Annotated in this window: 15 protein-coding genes; all 15 read right to left on the bottom strand. The window is 38.0% G+C overall.

Annotated features, from left to right (window positions below; translation table 11 throughout):
- Positions 1-24: 24 nt before the first annotated feature.
- Complete coding sequence (locus tag VSQ61_RS07145; protein WP_334343753.1) at positions 25-1,710, bottom strand: sugar transferase; 1,686 nt, start codon at positions 1,708-1,710, stop codon at positions 25-27.
- A gap of 197 nt (positions 1,711-1,907) precedes the next feature.
- Entirely contained in the window at positions 1,908-2,414 is a 507-nt protein-coding gene (gene loaP / locus VSQ61_RS07140; protein ID WP_334343752.1) for an antiterminator LoaP, read from the bottom strand.
- 419 nt (positions 2,415-2,833) lie between these two features.
- Positions 2,834-3,970 (bottom strand): hypothetical protein, encoded by a 1,137-nt coding sequence (locus tag VSQ61_RS07135; RefSeq protein WP_334343751.1) that lies wholly within the window; start codon positions 3,968-3,970, stop codon positions 2,834-2,836.
- Between the two features lie 678 nt (positions 3,971-4,648).
- Positions 4,649-5,452, bottom strand: coding sequence for an SH3 domain-containing protein (locus VSQ61_RS07130; RefSeq protein ID WP_334343750.1), 804 nt, complete (start codon positions 5,450-5,452; stop codon positions 4,649-4,651).
- A gap of 6 nt (positions 5,453-5,458) precedes the next feature.
- Positions 5,459-6,352 (bottom strand): hypothetical protein, encoded by an 894-nt coding sequence (locus VSQ61_RS07125; protein ID WP_334343749.1) that lies wholly within the window; start codon positions 6,350-6,352, stop codon positions 5,459-5,461.
- On the bottom strand, positions 6,349-7,791 hold the full coding sequence (locus VSQ61_RS07120; protein WP_334343748.1) for a hypothetical protein: 1,443 nt from the start codon (positions 7,789-7,791) through the stop codon (positions 6,349-6,351). The genes VSQ61_RS07125 and VSQ61_RS07120 overlap by 4 nt, the downstream gene beginning before the upstream one ends.
- Entirely contained in the window at positions 7,788-8,324 is a 537-nt protein-coding gene (locus VSQ61_RS07115; protein ID WP_334343747.1) for a TIR domain-containing protein, read from the bottom strand. The genes VSQ61_RS07120 and VSQ61_RS07115 overlap by 4 nt, the downstream gene beginning before the upstream one ends.
- A 359-nt stretch (positions 8,325-8,683) precedes the next feature.
- Positions 8,684-11,659 (bottom strand): type 2 lanthipeptide synthetase LanM, encoded by a 2,976-nt coding sequence (gene lanM / locus VSQ61_RS07110; RefSeq protein WP_334343746.1) that lies wholly within the window; start codon positions 11,657-11,659, stop codon positions 8,684-8,686.
- Positions 11,660-11,880: 221 nt separating this feature from the next.
- Positions 11,881-12,024, bottom strand: a complete 144-nt coding sequence (locus VSQ61_RS07105) for a hypothetical protein (protein WP_334343745.1) — start codon at positions 12,022-12,024, stop codon at positions 11,881-11,883.
- A 13-nt stretch (positions 12,025-12,037) separates the two neighbouring features.
- Complete coding sequence (locus VSQ61_RS07100; RefSeq protein ID WP_334343744.1) at positions 12,038-13,327, bottom strand: ATP-binding protein; 1,290 nt, start codon at positions 13,325-13,327, stop codon at positions 12,038-12,040.
- Positions 13,328-13,333: 6 nt separating this feature from the next.
- The gene (locus tag VSQ61_RS07095) at positions 13,334-14,044 is read right to left on the bottom strand and encodes a LytR/AlgR family response regulator transcription factor (RefSeq protein WP_334343743.1); all 711 of its coding nucleotides are present in this window, start codon (positions 14,042-14,044) and stop codon (positions 13,334-13,336) included.
- A 223-nt stretch (positions 14,045-14,267) separates the two neighbouring features.
- Positions 14,268-15,968 carry an AbiH family protein gene (locus VSQ61_RS07090; RefSeq protein WP_334343742.1) on the bottom strand — a complete coding sequence of 567 codons (1,701 nt, stop codon included), beginning with the start codon at positions 15,966-15,968 and terminating at the stop codon, positions 14,268-14,270.
- Positions 15,952-16,719, bottom strand: a complete 768-nt coding sequence (locus tag VSQ61_RS07085; RefSeq protein WP_334343741.1) for an NTP transferase domain-containing protein — start codon at positions 16,717-16,719, stop codon at positions 15,952-15,954. The genes VSQ61_RS07090 and VSQ61_RS07085 overlap by 17 nt, the downstream gene beginning before the upstream one ends.
- Before the next feature lie 537 nt (positions 16,720-17,256).
- Positions 17,257-17,466 (bottom strand): hypothetical protein, encoded by a 210-nt coding sequence (locus tag VSQ61_RS07080; RefSeq protein ID WP_334343740.1) that lies wholly within the window; start codon positions 17,464-17,466, stop codon positions 17,257-17,259.
- A 252-nt stretch (positions 17,467-17,718) separates the two neighbouring features.
- Positions 17,719-18,045: a hypothetical protein gene (locus VSQ61_RS07075; protein WP_334343739.1), complete on the bottom strand. Its 327-nt coding sequence runs from the start codon at positions 18,043-18,045 to the stop codon at positions 17,719-17,721.
- Between the last annotated feature and the right edge of the window lie 31 nt (positions 18,046-18,076).

Raw genomic sequence — 18,076 nt, 5'->3', positions numbered from 1 at the left:
GTTATGCTCCTTTTTTACCAACTACTATGCTTCCGTCTCCACTATGGATGTCCGCAAATCCTTGACACAATAATCCATTCCTTTATAGACAGACAGTTTCCGGGCATAGGTACTGTTTCCAAACGCCTTATTCACCAGTCCGCCCGCTTTTCCCGGGATACGAGAAGCAACTGCTACTGCCGGATTGAACAGCCTTGTCACCCGGATCGGATGCCACACAGCATCTGCAATATGCTCCGCCATTTCGGATGTACTTGTGTACTCTTCATTCTGTGGAAAATAAATTCCTCCCTCTCCGCTCAGCATAAGCAGACACAGGAATTCACAGAGATTGTCTATATAAAGCATGGAACGCTGATTTTTAACAGCCGGGAACACCGGAAGGTTCTTGGCCAGCTTTGCCAGAGTGGGATAGTTCCCCTTACTTCCCGGTCCGTAGATCATGGGAGGACGCAGCACTGCCACGCAGAAATTCTCATCCTGCAGCTGCCTTACACCCCGGTCCGCCTGCCATTTGCTGTCCCCGTAAAAATTCGCAGGAGCCGGAACCGTATGCTCATCGATCATTTTCTCTTTGCCGAAAGGCAACGCCTCACCATAAACAATCATGGAGCTCATAAATACAAACTGCCTTACACCTGCGTCCCTGGCACGTCTTGCCGCCTCTATTGCCAGATCCGTATTCACCGCATAATATTTCTGCTTTGTAGCCTCATCCACATTTCCCACATCCGCATGTGCGATTCCGGCAACATGGAATACAGTGTCATAGGAACCAAAATCGGCCTCCCTCCAACTGTTGTCCATGGTATCTACTGTATCTATCAGGAAATTCCCGCCATAATATTTTCTGGCATAGGACTCAAAGGATTCCCCTATATAGCTGTTTGCTCCGATAATTAAGATGCGTTTGCATAGCGTTCTGTCTATACAAAATTCTTTTTTATAGCCATAATCTTCAAATTCCCGGATTACTCCATCTTTTACTCCTGCACTTTTATGCAGCTTTCCTGTCCCTCCTTCTACAATGCCATCGCTGTCAAGAACAGATTTTATTGTGCCCAGGAAACACCTCACATCAAAAAACAGGGCCTTTATTCCGCCCTGCTTTAAATGTCTCACATATTCTCCATCCAGTTTTGCCTTCTGGAATATCTCCAGCTCATCCCGGCCATTAATCTGCGCCCAGCCGGTTAAGCCGGGAAGTACTCCGTTGGCCCCGTACTTATCTCGCTCTGTCACAAGATCTTCCTGATTCCACAGAGCAGGCCGTGGGCCTATGATGCTCATTTTCCCTCTGAAAATGTCCCAGATCTGCGGAAGCTCATCCAGGCTGGTTTTTCTCAGCACCCTTCCCACTCTCGTAATATACTGCTCCGGATCGCTCAGCTGGTGCGTTGGTACATCATGGGGGGTGGACATCTTCATACTCCGGAACTTGTGGAGGCAGAAGAACCTTTTGTCCTTGCCTACACGCTTCTGAGTAAAAAATACTGCCCCGGGATCATCTATAAAAATTGCAATAGATATGGCGGCAAAAATGGGAGATAAGATTACAAGACCTGCGAATGCAAGGCTTTTATCTAGGATTGGTTTAAATGTCTGCTCGTAAATCGTTGCGGAAGAAAAGGGCAGTTCTGTTCTGTCAATATATGGATTGCCGGCATCTATCTCTCTGCCCTCCGTCTTTTTCTTTGCAGCTGCCCTCATAAGGAAATATACTCCGCTTAAGACTATTGCTGCACCTATTATTCTTTTCGTTATTCTACTGTTTCTTTCCTTCATTTTGCAACTGCCCCACATAAAAATAGGCCGCAGATAATTCCACGGCTTACTTAATTATGATTTTATTTATATAACTGTTCAGTACCTTAACAGTTACAATACAATAAAGCTGTTGAAGCTTATTACATCTTTGCTATGATTTCCAAGCCCACTTTTACATCCAGGATCCTGCCAAACATAGGAATCTCCAGCTTGGCCTCCCGTCTATGGCGGTCTATTTTTTTTATATACCCTTCCTTACCCTTCAGCGGGCCATCCAATATAGTCACCTGTTCCTGTTCTACAAAACCGATTGACATTTGTACCAGTTGATCTTTTCCGCCAAATTCCAGCAAAAATTGAATCTCAGTCTCAGTAAGTGAAATAATCTGATCCCCTGTTTTTAAAAGCTTTGTCAATCCTATGACCTGTTTCAGTTTCCGATAGAGCTGTTCTGGATCTTCACTAATCAGAAATACATACCCAGGAAACAAAAGCTTCTGTTCCTTATGCCAGGCACCTTTATAGCGCTTCATTTCCTCAAAGCAGGGAAGAAAGCTTTTTTCCAGAATCTCTTCAGGAATCACAGTCTGACATTGCTGTATAATCTCCTTCTCTGTTCCGGTTCTGACTTGTATCACGTACCACATATGACTTTTACCCTTTTCTTTATCTATGCATTCTCAAAAACCTATTGTACCAAAATTTCGGTACATTCGGCATAAATCAGCCGCAAAAATACGTCTTAAAGAATTTCCAAAATATTTTACCATGTAAAAAAGGGTAAGCTTCGCCATATCAGCATAAAAAATGCTGACGCAAATACACATGATAACCTCTCACCCTTTAAAACGCGGCAATGCGACGATTTTAAAGCTTAAGATTTTGTCTTTTTATAAATATTCTATACCGAAGCTCTTCTGCAAAAGCTTTCGCAGAAGGTCCTCCGCTGCCAGGCTTCTGCAAAGAACCGAAGTACCTTTGCCCTAATCCTTTTTCGCGAAGGCTTTCATCCATTACGGATATCGGCCCGCCTCAAGACCACCTATCTATCACAACTCTGTTATGATTAAAACAGAAGCTGTTTTCCTTGTTGATTTAGCTTGTATTCCAAAATCTTCAGAAACCTGGACGGTGCTGTATTCATTCTGTAGGATGAATCTATCTTCACTTCATCCGCCTTTACTGAACCTGTTTCTTCTATATAAAAGCATGTTCCGCTGGAACTGATTTTTCCGGCAAGCCTGTATTGGGCCTGCTTCTGTATTGCGGTCTGCTTCCGGCACAGTTCCTGATACTGCTGCCTTGCCTTTAGATAATTTCTGGAATAAACCCAATGCGCACTTCCTTTTTTGATCCGTCCGTTGGGATGATAGTTCTCCGGATTCATACTTCTTCGGCTGCGCTCCATATACTGGCTGAGCTTCCGCTTCCTGAATTCCAGCCCTTGGTTTTTAATGGGAAGGATATATACGGAAGTGTTGTTCTGTGATACAAGGGACAGCTTTTGCGGACCGATATCCAGCCCTACGGTTCCTGATGCTTCCGGTCTTCCTTTTACCGGTACTCTTCCTTTGAGAACAATCTCCAGAAAGTATCTGTCTTTTCCCCGAATCACTATTCTCTTGATTCTGCAGTAACGAATTTCCTGCTTTAATGCCTGCTCCTCATACCATGTGAGCTTTCTTTTGTCCACAGGAATGTTCAGGCCCTTCCACACAAGGCTGTCCTCCCGAAATTTGATGGAGGAACGGTTTGTTTTTCCTGAAAGGGTCTTTAATTGCCCCTTTTTCTTTGGATACACCTGATTGGCTGTACCCTTCACCAACCCGTCTATGGCCTGCCAGACCTCACTGGCCAAGTTCTGGGCAATAGGGCTGTCGGTGTGCTCCTTGAAATGCTGACGATACTGGGTTGCTTCTCTGCAGATGTCATAGCTCCGGAGCTGGTACTTTTCTACGAGGGCATCCCGCTCCTGCAGAAGTTTCTTTCGTTCTTCCTTTTCGGCTGTATGGAGCAGCTTTTCCTGGTTTGTCCTGTATGCTTTGGTTTGAGCCATCTGCTTATACTGCTTTATTGCTTTGTCAAGTAATGCGTTATAAATCTGACGGTTAATCTCAAACCGCTTTTCCAGAATGTCCTGCTGCCATAGCTCTGGCTTTAGGGGCAGGGTCAGTACAAAATATTGGTTCTGGGGATCTGACATGATTCTTCACCTCAGATGTGGAAGTGTGTTTTGGGGTGAAATTTCGTAGAGTACCTTACTCTACGAAATTTTTGCCCTGTTTTTTACAATTAAAGGAATAAAATAGAATATTTTTATTGAAAAATAGACAAACTTTAGAGTAAAATATGAATTATCACAAGAAACTCATACAAAAAATACAGCAGACACGAAAAAATATTTACGTTTGGATTTAAATGTGCTATGATGTTAAAGAAAAATGGCAGAAGAATGATTCTCCTGCCATCGTAGAGTAAGGTACTCTACGAAATATCAACAATTTTCTTTTATCTAGTCCCCTCTTTTCCTACCAGTTCAATAATAATTTAGTTATTGATAATATTTAATATATTTCTTTCCATAATTCTTCTATTCTGCAGAAACAACTACCTTTTTAGATTTAAAAATATATAACAGGCAACTCATCAAAACAGAAAACAAATCTATTCCAAAGGAAAAACAAAAAGAAAATGTTAATAAAACTTTATATGAGTGTTTTGGCTTTTTTCCAAACAACAAGTTAATAGCTCGTTCAAAATCATTCAGCCACCATTTTAAAATTTTAGAAAAACTAAATATCTATCTCCATAAGTCTATCAGTAGGCCAATTTAGCAATTTATTATAAAAGTAAGCCACAATTAATAAACTATATAAAAAAATTAATTTTCCTGTTTTTTAACATGAAACATTATATTTTCATACTCTTCTGGTAAAAGATATAGCATCCGGCTCCAACCCTCTATTCCATCAGATGTAACAATTTTCACCCAAGGTTCCACCTTGTCATTTTCACCCTTTGAAAATGTCAATTGTCCGTTCCAAATAACCTGATCACCGTTATAAAGCCGTCCCAATTTTTCTTCCGCATCTATAGACGGACTATTTCTTATTAGAAGAGCACTTTTCACACCTGAAACATTAAGTATTATCTCAGAATATTCCGCATTTATTGTATCCTCCGTTTCCACAAATTCCCCATTATTCATAACTACATCCGCCTCTGATTCGTACCATCCCTGTTCCTCAAACCATCCAACTAAAACTTCTTCACACAAAAGATATCGGCTTTGGCAGAAGCCAAGGAAATGGATATTTGTTCCAAATAATGAAGGAATACCAATAAGTACAACGCAAAGCAAATAAATAAACACTGCTATTCCCCTATATGCCTTTTTCGGTCTGTGCCACGCCTGGTACCAATTCGATAATTTCGTATTAACTTTCTTTCCTCCTGCTGAAAGCATATTGCTTGTTTTATAAAAATCAGCACCCATTCTTCCATGCACGTATGCCACCAATGTCTCAACTAATTCATAAAAAAGTTGAAAAACTTTTCTTAGTACAAAAGGCGCTAGAGATGCTCCCCACATTATACACCGTCCCAAAATGAACCATATTAATAATGGAAATGCCAATACCAAGGCTGCACGTTCACAAATAGATAATGATAATATCTCCACCATAATCAGTTATTCCTCTTCTTCGTAAAAATCATCAAACTCAGAATCATTTCCTTCTTGGTACTCTGAATATGCATCTTCCTGTTCTGGCAGTCCATTTAGCCCAGATCTTCTCAATGCCGTTTTTATAGAATCTCTTGCATATTTATCGGTAATTAATCCGTCTTCTCTCAATTTATTTAACTGATTCATCTTTGTCTCAAAGTTAGAATTGTTATACTCCTGAATTTTAACAATTGCTTCCATCTCAGACAGTCTGCCTTCTGCCACCTCTGTCATAACTGCTTCTTCAAAAATAACTGAAAATCCCTTTGACAATTCTCTTGCATTCTTTTTCAAGCTGGCATCTAATTGCTGCTTACTATACCTTTCTACATATTCCTGCGCCTGTTCTCCTGGCTGTGCATCAACTACTGATATTGTATAGCTAAACCCTGTAGCTGCATCAATAGTATTATAAGAAGAGAGTTTTCTAGTTAATTCATTATCCATTCCATCATAGCTCAAAATACTATAGCGCCGTGTAACTTTTTTAACATCAAGCAAAAACAGATTATTAAAGTATGCATCCACATCAAGATTTCTGTTTTCATAAAAGCGAATTGGATCATCCACTTGTATCACAGCCTTCACATATACATCAAAAGAATATGCTGCTTCCTTACTTGGTGAAGTAAATGTAAGTTCTTTCATATAGGGAAGCGTAGATATTTCAATAAGCATATTATATTTTCCCTTCCTAATTTGCTTTGTTGTGGTATGCTCTGTAACCAGAATATCATCATTACTACCTTCCGTAAGTACAAAGGCAGAGCCTCGCTTCCTAAAATTAGGGATCTGAGGAAACAGTCCACTCTCATATCTTTCTTCTTTTAAAATAAGCTTATTTTCAAATTCATTCATGTTAATCCAACTCTCCTTTTATTATCATATGCAATATACAAGCGTTTATAGATTTGTTCCGAAACAGAATTCTGACAGTTTTTCAGAAAAGAAAGCACATCCTGTTGATACTCTAAATCAGATAATGCCATATTATAAAAATATGCCGAAATATGATTAAGTACATCTTCAGAACAAGTATAAGAAGATATTTCTTTTAAATATGCCTCCAATAAAATATACAACTGTTTGCGTAAATAATATTCTGACATTACTTTTTTTACAATCTCAGAAAGGAACTTTTGTTGTTTTTTTGCATCACATGCTACAAGAGGCAATTCAACTAAAATCGAATTAACTTTATAGTAGCAACGTCTAATCAAATTAATATACTGTCTGGCCAATTCCGTCTTTCCATTCCTGCTCTTTATTTCACTATTCGTTTTTGCAAATATTTCTGCAATCATCGTCCTAAAATATTTGGAGGAAAAAAGAAGTTCTCTTAGAAACATCCACTCATTGTTTTGAATATACGATAAATTTCTCTTAATTGCTCTTTTCAAATCCTCCTCATAAGGAAACTCTTCATTATCTTTCACTAGAAATAAACATGTCATACTCGCTGCTTTCCAAAACCATCTGCTATCCGATTTCACCCATTGAGAAAGAATTTCTTTTATATCTCTCCTGCATTCGGTATCTTGATATAATACATATGCCAATGTTCCCAACAATTCAGCATTACCTGGATTTGAATACATCCGTGGAAAAATTCTACTCTTTGCATCTGCAATATCAAGCGAAATAACCCTTGCAAAAGCCATAGCTATCTGATAAGCATCAAACGCTGTTCTGCACATGTATTTATCACTCAATTCAAGGAGCCAGCAAACAACCGAATTACGCAGTGTCGGGAACTGTTCCAAGATATTATTCAATGCCTGAACAGAATTTTCTCCAAGACTTACACATTTTTGACCATCCTCTGTAATAAACTGATGTCCTCCAATCACATTTAATATTGTATTCAATGATAAGTAAGGGTCCTGATTTGTCCTCTCTCTTGATTCGTTATCCCCGTTAGGTGTTATTGGAAGGCATCCTAAAAGTCCTGATTTCAATTCAGGAAGTTCACTCACTGCCATCGCCTCAAAAACACAAAGAATCAATGCTAAAGCCAAATATTCACTGTCTCGAAACCTTTCTACAAATTCGGCACATTCTTCCCGTTCCCTCAAGTCAAACTCCTTTTTACGCTTTTGTTTCTCTACTTCCTCCATAATTTTTCTATAGCCCCAGTTTAAGTCCCCATTCATGCTATTAATAAAAATCTGTGTTTGGGCAGTATTATTTTCTGCACAAAATTCTTTTTCAGAACGTTTTTGTTGTGTCAGCTCTTCCAAGCTTTCCGTTTCTTCTGATTTTAAAATATCCTCACTCTTTTCATCTTCAGTATTCATAGCTCTATATGTCCTTTTAGTTCATTAATAAAAACCTGCTTTTGCGCTCTATTACCTACTATTCTGACATTACTTTCCTGTTTTCCACATCTCATAGCACCTTCTTCATTATTACTTTTGTTTGACTTTATTTTTTCTGCCAAATGTACTGCAATTTCAACCACATTATTTGATCTAAAATAGTTCTGATTTTTTGGATTAAACATATATGTTGGCAAAACAGTTCCATCCAAATAAACAGGTATAACACTTCCTCTATCTCCATGCTTTGCAAAAGCTATACTCGCTTCTTCCATAGGCACTTCTCTCCCTAAATAAAATTCTGAAACAAATAGCGCCACATACTTAGCTTTTAATGCAAAAATTTCATAGAATACTTCTCGTTGACTTCTTCCGCTTAAGATCCTTTGACATTCTGGAGATGGTGCAAAAAAAACTGTTATTTCTTCTGCTCTTAGATAATGATATACTTTTTCAACCAAATCCTGATTTTCTGTTGCAAAAGATAATGCAATATCATATTGGTATTTCATTTTTGATAATCCCCCTTTTGTCATATAAGTTTAACAATTAAAAATAGAACTAACATGCACGCACTAAAATATTTATTCATTTTTATAAATTATAGCATCTTTCAACACCCTAAAATTCACTTATCCCTCATTTGTCTATTTTTGACCTCGAAAATTTTTGCTACAAAGAAAAATAGTATTTCTCTTGTTCCTTACATCATAAATTGCTTAAAATTCAGCTAAAAAGGAAAGAAGAGATTCTCTCCTTCCCCAATTATCTCATAAAGCAATATAATCCTAAATCTTAATTCTGCCCCTACAACTCTTCTTTTTTATTAAAAAATAATCCTTATTCAATATTTCACCTTTATCCAATTCCTTTAACTTAACAACCCATAATCCTCATCACATAATGTCACACCAACCCCCGTGATCCCAGTCATCAAAGAAACCTGATAATACTCTTGCGGAAGCATTCCCTCCCCTTTCTCCCACATCCGCAAAATCCGATTCAGCAGCCTTTCCTGTTTCTCTTCCAGTATCTCATCTCGATATTCCTTAAGATAATGCCCAATAATCCAACACATTCCAGCCAGTCCATGACACAAACAAACCGACTCCGTCTCCGGACACAAGCGTAGCGCCTCAACACACCGCCCCATATCCCTCTGAACCTCAGCGCAATCCCGAAATTCCTTCAAATGCTTTAGCTTCATCCTGGACAAAAGAATCCCCGCCGCCCCATGACACCATGCATTAAGATCCTTTCTCCCCGAATCCTCCTTCCGCAAATCCCTCCAATTTCCAGCTTCCTCCGAATACAAACTATCTTCATACGCAAGAAGCTCACTGATTCTTTCCTGATAGCAACATTCCCCTGTAATCTCCAGCAAATAAGAATATGCCAGAATATGACCACTATTGCCATGAGCCATTCCGGACAAAGCCTTCCCCTCCATTGCACCAGGGAATCCATACCCCATCTTTTGCCGCTCAGCCCGTTCCCATAAACACTCTCCCTGCTCTACCGCAGCTTTCAAAAACCGTTCTTCTCCCGTTTCCCGAAAAAGCTTCAGTAGCACAACAATCGCCCCAGACAGACCAGACAATAAATCAGAGGTCTTTTCTGCTTCCATTTTCTTAAATAATATCTCGCTGTGCATTTTGGCATAGTCTAAATAGATCTGTCTTTGAGTAATCTTATAAAGCAGCAAGTATGTATAAACTACAGAACCCTCCCCAATAAAAGCTCCCGTATGAGAAGATTCTGACTTTTTCTCATCCTTCAAAAGGCTTTTTGTATAGCTAAAAAGCTTTTTTGTCACCATCTTATAGATTCTTTCAAAAGCTGCTTCGGGATACCTCTTTAATACCATTGCAAAAAAAACAGCCACGCCGCCAATCCCGTCATATAAATAAATGCCATGCGGTACAAAGCTCCAGCTTTTTTCATCAAAAAACCTCAGTCCGCTCCAATTAATATCCTCATCTGCTCCATAAATAACAGCCATACGGCAAACAGTATCCGCTATCTGCCAGAGTAGATCTTCTCTTGAAATGACCGTCTCTCGCTCATCTGTCCGTTCAGCATCCCATTGATCCCTTTTTTGCTCTCTCAGCAATGCCAGAGATAATCTTATAAACCGTAGCTGCTCCTTCTTATCCTTCCATCCTAATTCCTTTACCTTTTTACTCCAAGCTTCATAGGGAGAGCCGGTAAAATATTCCGGATACCTTCCTCCGTTCCCATCCATCAAAGCCCTTCCCTTTGCATAAAAAATAGGAATATCCATGTAAGCTAAGGCGCAACGCTCATAAGCATGAACTGAAGGGCACAAATTTTGCTTATCAAGCACATACAAAAACAGCTCTCTTTTCTCTTTACTTTTCAAAAACTCCGGAAATAAAGACATATTTAAAATCATGCTGTACTGCTGTGTATGCCGAAGCAGACATCTGCCTTCATATGCAAATAATCGCTCAAGGATTTCTGTCATTTTCTGCTTCTGCTCCAGCATGCAATCATAGGCCTCTGCAAATCCTTTGCAAATCCATTCCTCAAAATCCGCCGGATTCATTTCCCTATTTTGAAATACCGGAAGGCTGCCGCTGAGCTTGATTTCTACAGGTCGATACTCAATATGAATCTCTGAGCTTTTGGGCTGACAGACCATAGGCAGACGAAAAGGCGTCATTTCTCTGCTGTTTTTATGAAGTGCATTTACTATCACTCCCGCCTCCTGATTTCCCCAAGCTACAACAGGAAGAAGTCCTGTACAAAGTACGGAGCCGCTGATTTCTTCTCTTATCATCTGCTCTGCATTATGCACCTCTTTCTGCTGCCTGCATCCGGGAAATGTCTCCAAATCCAAAAGCATCGGATACTCTCCTGATGCTAAAAGGTTTTCTCCATGAATATCCGTTGCTCCCATTATGTAACAAAGGAACAAAAGGATTCCTGTTCTCTCAAAATACCGCTCCACTTCTTCTATGCTGTCGCAACCGGTCTTCTCTATATATTCCTCCCATCCATAAGCATCCCTATTTATAATATGAAACTTTTTTTCTGTCAGGCCGCACCAAGCCAAGAATTCTGCATGTATTTGTTCAAACAAATTCTCTTTTTGCAGGTTGTGAGGTTTATAGATAAGTGTAACTCCATTGTCCAGAAGAATTTTGACAATGGTCCTGCCGCCTCTGTGGCAGTCCGATAGGTTGGTATCCATGCGAATAATATTTTGAAAATCATGTCCAGAGCAAAGCTGCTCTATCAAAACTTCTTTATCTCTTTGTAATGCCACCTCAACTTCCCACATAATTCCTATGGTTTGGTAGATTTGCAGGAATAGCAGTCTCTTCATTTCCAAATAATTTTCGCAAAGGTTATCTATATAAGCAGGATTACCCATAAATCTTTTTTGATAATCCTCGTATTCTTCTTCGCTGTTTTTGCCACTCAAAAGCCCTTTTTCTTTGCAGTCATGAATATCCTGAATCAGAACCTTTATGGGTATCTTTTCGATTCTTTTGTATAGGTTCTCTGTAATATTTTTCCAATCGTTTTTAAAAAAACATCTACTTTGTGTACTCCAATAAAAAAAAGCGGTTTTTATAAATATACAGTAGAATTGGGAGAATGAGCCTTCCTGCAAGATCTCGCTCTCCCCTTGCACTGCTTCTGTAAGTGCTTTTCTATAATAAGGTTCTATTAAAGGAAGAACAGGGGCTTCTTCTGCTACGTTTCCTTTTGTTGTGTGTCTATCTGCTTCGTTATCTAATAAACGATTACAGATTTCTGTACCTAAAACTTTTTGCCAAAAAGCAGTGTTTTCTTTTATCACGTTTTTATAACTCATACATTCTCCTCTATGATGTAAAGATTCTACTTTAAGAAAAATCTCAGCAAAATTTTATTTCCTCTTGATTTCTTTATCCTACAGGCAAACCCCTCCCTTCACAACACTAAACCAAATAGTATTATGAAAGGAGGGGCTTAATTCACTACAATATCCTAAAAAACACCTACATTTCTTTACCAATTAATAATTGCTTATACTAGAAATCGACAGATGTTTTCTTACGGATTACAGCATAATAAAGTATAAAGTGATCCATAATCATAAGTTATTGAGTAAGTTCCCTCTTCTGGTATTACACTAACTCTCTCTGCTTCTTCCAATTCACTCAAAAGGTTACCAATAGCTTCATTCTCGTTTTTCATAGTCAAATACCTCCTAAATTAAAATATCAACTTCAAAATGCTCATCATCGTATTGAAAGCTAATGTTACCATTATATTTTTCTACAATACGTTTTACACTTTCCACCCCCAATCCATGAGCATAATTATCCTCTTTGGTTGTTACAAATCTATCATCCTTCAAAACTGGCATCTGCACACTATTATTATATAAACACAACAAAAAAATTTCGTTTCGATTACAAATCCTTAAAAAAACTTTTCTTTTATTTATTTCACACTTTTGTGATGCTTCAATGGCATTATCAAGTAAGTTCCCGAGTATTACTCCTAATTCAGCATCTTTAAAGGGTACCTCATACAAATCTACTTCCAACTCAAAGTCAATTTTTTTATCATCCATTTCAAGTTTTTTAGAATTTATAACAAAATCAAGAAAAGAAAATCCCGTCCATATCTTTCGTTCCATTGCTATCAGGTTATCCGTAAATTCACAAACTTGTGCTAACGCTTCCTCTGCTTTTCCACTTTCCAAGCAATTTCTAAGATAAATCATTATATGCTTTATGTCATGCAGTTGTTGATTATTTTGATTATAATAAGTTTGTAATTTATCATTTTGATTCTGCAAATTGCTCTGTATTGTATCTAATATTATATTTTCACTTTTTATTTCTCGATAAAGAATATTTAACATTAAATAAAGCATTAACAAAACTGCACATATAATAAAAATCAGATGTAATACAAAATCGATAAATGTAAAACCTTCTTTTCCTAAATACATGCTATATGTCAACATACACCATTCTATACCAAAAACAGTTATTAAAAGTTTCTTATACCTGAATAACAATATTTTTAGTAATTTTATAATATCTTTTCGTTTTTTAATCAACAAAAATATTAAAATTTCTATTAGAAAACACCATAATATCTCTGCAAAATTTCGAACTTCCCTATTTACTTGGCTTAAAACTTTATGCTGTAGCAACCCTATCAAAATTAATATTGGCATCTTCAAAAGCGAAATCATAATACTATAAAAGCTTTCCCACACCAATATAGCACTCAAAGAACATTTAAAGCATAAAATATAAGAAAGTGTGCATAAAATAATATTTGAAGGTATAGCAACATTAGATATATAGGATTTCCAAGCATTATCTACAACTAAAAGGGCTACTGCTAAAAATACGCTCCCTCCTAATAATCTCATTGCTTTAGACTGAAACCTTGGCTCAGGATATATTTTATGAATAATCCAAATTCCCAAAAACATTTCTATAAAATGAACAAAGCTGTAACACAAAAACAACAGCATCCACCATCACCGCCAGTATTCCAAAATTTCCCGTTTCACCTGCACCAATCTCGGCTTGCTGACAGGCAGTCTGCTCCCATCTCGCAGTAAAATCTGCTGTTCCTTCAACGACATAATGTGCAGGACATTGACTACGTAACTCCTGTCAATCTTTATAAAGTAATCGCTGCAACCTAAGTCTTCCATCATCTCTGCCAGAGTCTTTCTTACTCTGCTTTTTCCCCTCTTATGGACAATCAGCACATATTTTTCTTCCTTTTTCAGGTAATAGATTTCCTGGTGCGGAATTCGTTCAAATTGATAGCCCTTTTCAACCTTATAGACTTCATCCTCTACTTTCTCCAATTGTGCAATCAACGCCGCCAAGGCCTTCGGCAATTGCTCTTCCAACATACTCTTTGGTATGTAGCGATAAGCGTTTACCTCAAAGGCCTCCACTGCATATTCAACATAATTCGTAATATAAATGATAATAGGTCCCCAGCATTCCTTCCGAATTTGTCTGGCAACCTCCAGACCAGACATCTCCGGCATCTCCACATCCAGCAAATAGATATCAAAATATTCTTTTTCCTGCAAATCGGAAAGCAATTCCTTCGCCTGAGTATATTTCTTGAATCTGTACGGAACGCCTAAGTTCTGCATGCTCTGCGTGATCAAATCGCGAATCTTCTTTACATACTCTTCTTGATCATCTAATACTGCTATCTTCAGCATAAAATCTTCTTCAACTTTCCTCCCTGTCTCCAAGGATAGATTTTATCTTTCGTATTAAAACTCTCTCGTTCTTATTGAGATACCATCATAATTATAACATACTATTTCCGCTTTTGACTATTTGTCCTCGAATTGAATGTTTTTGACCCCGAATACGTATTATACCAGAAATGCAGACACATTTTGTCTTAAAATATCAACACAACTCATCAACTATGTCATATTATAAAGACCCAAAATCAAAAATATTTGCATTTACCTCCACATAAATTTGATCTTTTATCTGTTCCCACTCATAAATCATTTTGATATTATCTCTGAATTTCTTCTTCATCTTATCTTTACATATATTTGAATACTTTCTATTTCCAGACCTCTCACTATCTCTTGCAAAAATAATCAGCTTTCTGGAATCATCGCCTTGGAGCCACTTAGCAATGCATTGCCACCACATCTTATCTGTTTCCCCAATGGACATCCCATAAATGCAGATTATACTGCTTCCTGCAATAATATCACGTGCTTTCTCTATTCTCGTATTCCCGCAAATCCGATTTATCTCTTCCTTTATTAGACGCTGCTTGTTTGTGGCATTGCTGCTAAACTCTCTATTTGCAATCTGCTCTTCATCATCAACTCCCAATACCATATCATCAGTTAATGTCCCATGAATATGCAGTACCTCTTCGCCCTCTCCCGGAAAAAGCTGAATCAGGAAGCGCTCAGTGGCAGTCCTTAGGTATTGATCCAGCGCATCCGTATAATTAAACGATATAAAAGAATACTCTATGGGAGCATTTGTATCAAAGAAAATCCTCACTATTTGTTTCCTTAAAATCTCTGAGAGTGTCTCATGGAACTTTGTTAATGAGTTTTGCATTTTATACGCTATATCTCTTCGCTTTCGCTCCCCCTTTAAGGAGACTCTTTTCATCTGTTCTTCCAGATAAAACGCAAGATCATTTTCTAAGGTCTCTTCACTTTTCCAAAACTCTTCCTCATATTCCGGCAGCACCTTTCCTGTAAACTTTCCTAAATCTGACTCTAAGTCTGACCAGTTTTCAATATTTCCCTTTATTTCCTTCGCCAGCATGTCATCATCATGTTCATGTTTTTTTATGTAAAAATCGTAAAAATCCCTATATCTTGTATCCAATCCGATATTTAAATCAAATCCATTTCCAATCAAAAATGTGATTCTTTTTCTTTGCCTGTACGCCTGTTCAGCTTCTTGAGAATCTCCTTGCAAAGGTATATCTCCCCCAATATACTCATCTAATGATGTCTTGATACTTGGGGCTCTATTCTTCTGAGCCTTTGTAAACATTCTCTCTCGGGCTGCTTCATATTCATATTCTATTTCCTTCCTGATTCTCCCATAAAATGCATCACCCGCTTCACATGCTCTGGGATGAATATTGGGAAACTTGCCATGAAATGTCTCCTGTGTATCCATAGGCCTCCCATGTTCATTTTTTTGTATAAATGTTTCCGTTGATGTGCAAAGCTCATGAATTACCATAGTTACAAATTGATTATTCTTTTTAATATAAACCTCTTTAGAAGAACAATTAAACAGTGAACCGGCTATACATCCTGCATAATTGGGATCAATTGTTGTCGATGTCACCAGCAGTCCCTTAAGGGCATAAGAACCGCGTGAATGCAGCGTCGCCATATATCGGGATGACAGATACAAAAACTCCTTACTGATCACCAAATACCTATGCCCGGGTAAAAGAGTGTATCTATTATTGTCATTCGGGCATGTTTCCGGTATCCTGCCTGTATCAGCATCACGAATAAAGCCAATCGTAAGATCGTACCCTGCGCCTGTAATACTTTTCTCACGCATATTAAGAATTATGATTCCTTCATCCTCTTCCATTACTTTTCGAAGATCAACATCACTCAATACCGGCATTCCAGTCACCCCACTTCTCCAATAATTCTTCTGTTAACATCACTGCCTCCGACGTATCTATATCCCACATATCATTAATGGGCATTTCATACACTGTATGATTTTGAATATACTCTTCTAAAAAAGAAGAAAATTTATAATTTTGCTCCGATAAATATCTGTCCATGAGCGAAAACGGATTACTCAGCCAAAGATACACCATTCCGCCATATTTTTTTCTTTGAGCTGCGCTCGCTTCATCAACAATACCATTTTTTTTGTATCTGACAACTCTTCCTTGTTCTGTGAGGAACGCTTTCTCAGAAAGAATCGACGGCTCACTTACCGTCTGAATAATCAAATCTGCATCTTTGGCAATATTTCTTTTCCCCAAATCCAACATATTGACAAAATCGCTCTTACCCGCAACAATATCCTCAAAAGTCATTAAAAACGGGGGGGAAATATAATCTTTTACCCTCGAAAAGGTTAATAAGGTTCCCTTTTGTACATCTTCTTCAATAAATTCTAGGTATTTGGCATAGCAGGCAGAATAGTCAAGAAGTTTTAAAACATCTGCAGTTACAGAATGATAGACAATATATATCTTTTCAATTCCTCCCTCTATCAGCATGTCAATCACATATGAAATTAACGGTTTTTTGTTAATTGGTGTCATTGGCTTCGACGGGAAACGCTCTTTTCGCTTCATACGTCTTCCATAACCACTTGCAAGGATAACCGCATTCCTCACTTCAGGATTATGAGTCATTGGCCAAGCCTGCCTTTCTTCTGAGTTAATACTTTTGAATGTATTATTATTTATTGTACCACATCCATTTAAAGTGCTGTCAATGGCATCGGATTATCATAATTAGAAATTTGGAAAGAATCAAATTCAGAGCAGTTTTATCTTTTGTATAAAGCCGTTCACTTTTCCTGGTCTGAATCTGATACTTTCTTTAAGAATTATACCATACTATTTGCATTTTTGACTACTCATCCTCGAATTGACTGTTTTTGACCTCAAATATCCCATATTCTTTCGAAACCAAAACTTTATATCGCTATATAATAACATAATTTTCTATTTGCATCTTATTTGAAAGATATTTATCCCTGTTCTATCACTATTTTTCCATCAATACCAACCTGCGTCCCATGGCTTCCAGCAGTAAACTCTATTTCTTATAGGTATCACATATCGGCTGGATATTATTGTAAATATTGATATAGTCATGGATTCCTGTGTACAAAAGCAGGCAGCACTCCTCTTACCGGACCTGCTGCCTGCTCTCTCCATTCATACTTACCCTCGATGGGCTCTTTCACAACAATAATAGCATCCATCTGCATCCGGATAGCCATTTTTCTTTGCAAAGGCTACTGCATCAATTTCATCTGCGTGCCAGCCAAGATCATGTTGATTCTGATAGGATGGCTTATACGTACATGTGGTAGTATGAACCTCATTCCAATGACCATCCGTCTTTTCCTTATTAATAATGGGGTACGGCATTTGTAGCACCTCCCTTCTTTTCTGTCGTTGAAGAAAGTATACTACATTCAAATTTCATATTGGTGTGCTGCCAGCACAATCTTTATCCGCCAATGAGTACAAGAATGAAAACCAACATAACCAAAAAGAGAGCCGGCCACAAAAAATATCCTGCCCAGCGAAGATATTTTCTCTTCATCAATGGCAGATGCCTTTGCAAATTAAAATAATTTGCATAAAATGCAATGGTCAGCAGGACCCATGCCAAGAAAGTCAAGCGATTCGCCCACAGGTAAAACCCAGTAATAGCACTGCCCTCTGAATTCGTAAATTCCATGGAAATTCCCATCCATAAAATAAGTAAATAGCTAATCCCGCCAAGCAGCATCTTCCAGCTCGCTCCTGTTCTGAAACCAGGAGGGAGTAACGGTTATTACAGTCTTTCAGGTACTCATACACTTCCCTGCAGTAGATTTCCTGCTCTTTCTTTACAAATATCCGGTTATTTTCTACATGCTGAACAAGACATACATTTTTATGTGTGCTGATATCTGCTATTTTTTTGTAATAAGACAGCCTGCATTGTTCTTCCAATGTCATATTACCATGTCTCCTCTTGTCTTTCCGTTAA

Origin of the sequence: Candidatus Merdisoma sp. JLR.KK006 (genome assembly GCF_036941035.1) — a bacterium.
Classification (GTDB): Bacteria; Bacillota; Clostridia; order Lachnospirales; family Lachnospiraceae; genus Laedolimicola.
This window is presented reverse-complemented; position numbering and strand designations above follow the sequence as displayed.

Bases quoted from the DNA above. Each gene is read 5' to 3' on its own strand.
- VSQ61_RS07145 (WP_334343753.1), bottom strand. From the start codon at position 1,710: ATGAGGGCAGCTGCAAAGAAAAAGACGGAGGGCAGAGAGATAGATGCC.
- loaP (WP_334343752.1), bottom strand. From the start codon at position 2,414: ATGTGGTACGTGATACAAGTCAGAACCGGAACAGAGAAGGAGATTATA.
- VSQ61_RS07135 (WP_334343751.1), bottom strand. From the start codon at position 3,970: ATGTCAGATCCCCAGAACCAATATTTTGTACTGACCCTGCCCCTAAAG.
- VSQ61_RS07130 (WP_334343750.1), bottom strand. From the start codon at position 5,452: ATGGTGGAGATATTATCATTATCTATTTGTGAACGTGCAGCCTTGGTA.
- VSQ61_RS07125 (WP_334343749.1), bottom strand. From the start codon at position 6,352: ATGAATGAATTTGAAAATAAGCTTATTTTAAAAGAAGAAAGATATGAG.
- VSQ61_RS07120 (WP_334343748.1), bottom strand. From the start codon at position 7,791: ATGAATACTGAAGATGAAAAGAGTGAGGATATTTTAAAATCAGAAGAA.
- VSQ61_RS07115 (WP_334343747.1), bottom strand. From the start codon at position 8,324: ATGAAATACCAATATGATATTGCATTATCTTTTGCAACAGAAAATCAG.
- lanM (WP_334343746.1), bottom strand. From the start codon at position 11,659: ATGAGTTATAAAAACGTGATAAAAGAAAACACTGCTTTTTGGCAAAAA.
- VSQ61_RS07105 (WP_334343745.1), bottom strand. From the start codon at position 12,024: ATGAAAAACGAGAATGAAGCTATTGGTAACCTTTTGAGTGAATTGGAA.
- VSQ61_RS07100 (WP_334343744.1), bottom strand. From the start codon at position 13,327: ATGCTGTTGTTTTTGTGTTACAGCTTTGTTCATTTTATAGAAATGTTT.
- VSQ61_RS07095 (WP_334343743.1), bottom strand. From the start codon at position 14,044: ATGCTGAAGATAGCAGTATTAGATGATCAAGAAGAGTATGTAAAGAAG.
- VSQ61_RS07090 (WP_334343742.1), bottom strand. From the start codon at position 15,968: ATGCCGGTATTGAGTGATGTTGATCTTCGAAAAGTAATGGAAGAGGAT.
- VSQ61_RS07085 (WP_334343741.1), bottom strand. From the start codon at position 16,719: ATGACTCATAATCCTGAAGTGAGGAATGCGGTTATCCTTGCAAGTGGT.
- VSQ61_RS07080 (WP_334343740.1), bottom strand. From the start codon at position 17,466: ATGCCGTACCCCATTATTAATAAGGAAAAGACGGATGGTCATTGGAAT.
- VSQ61_RS07075 (WP_334343739.1), bottom strand. From the start codon at position 18,045: ATGACATTGGAAGAACAATGCAGGCTGTCTTATTACAAAAAAATAGCA.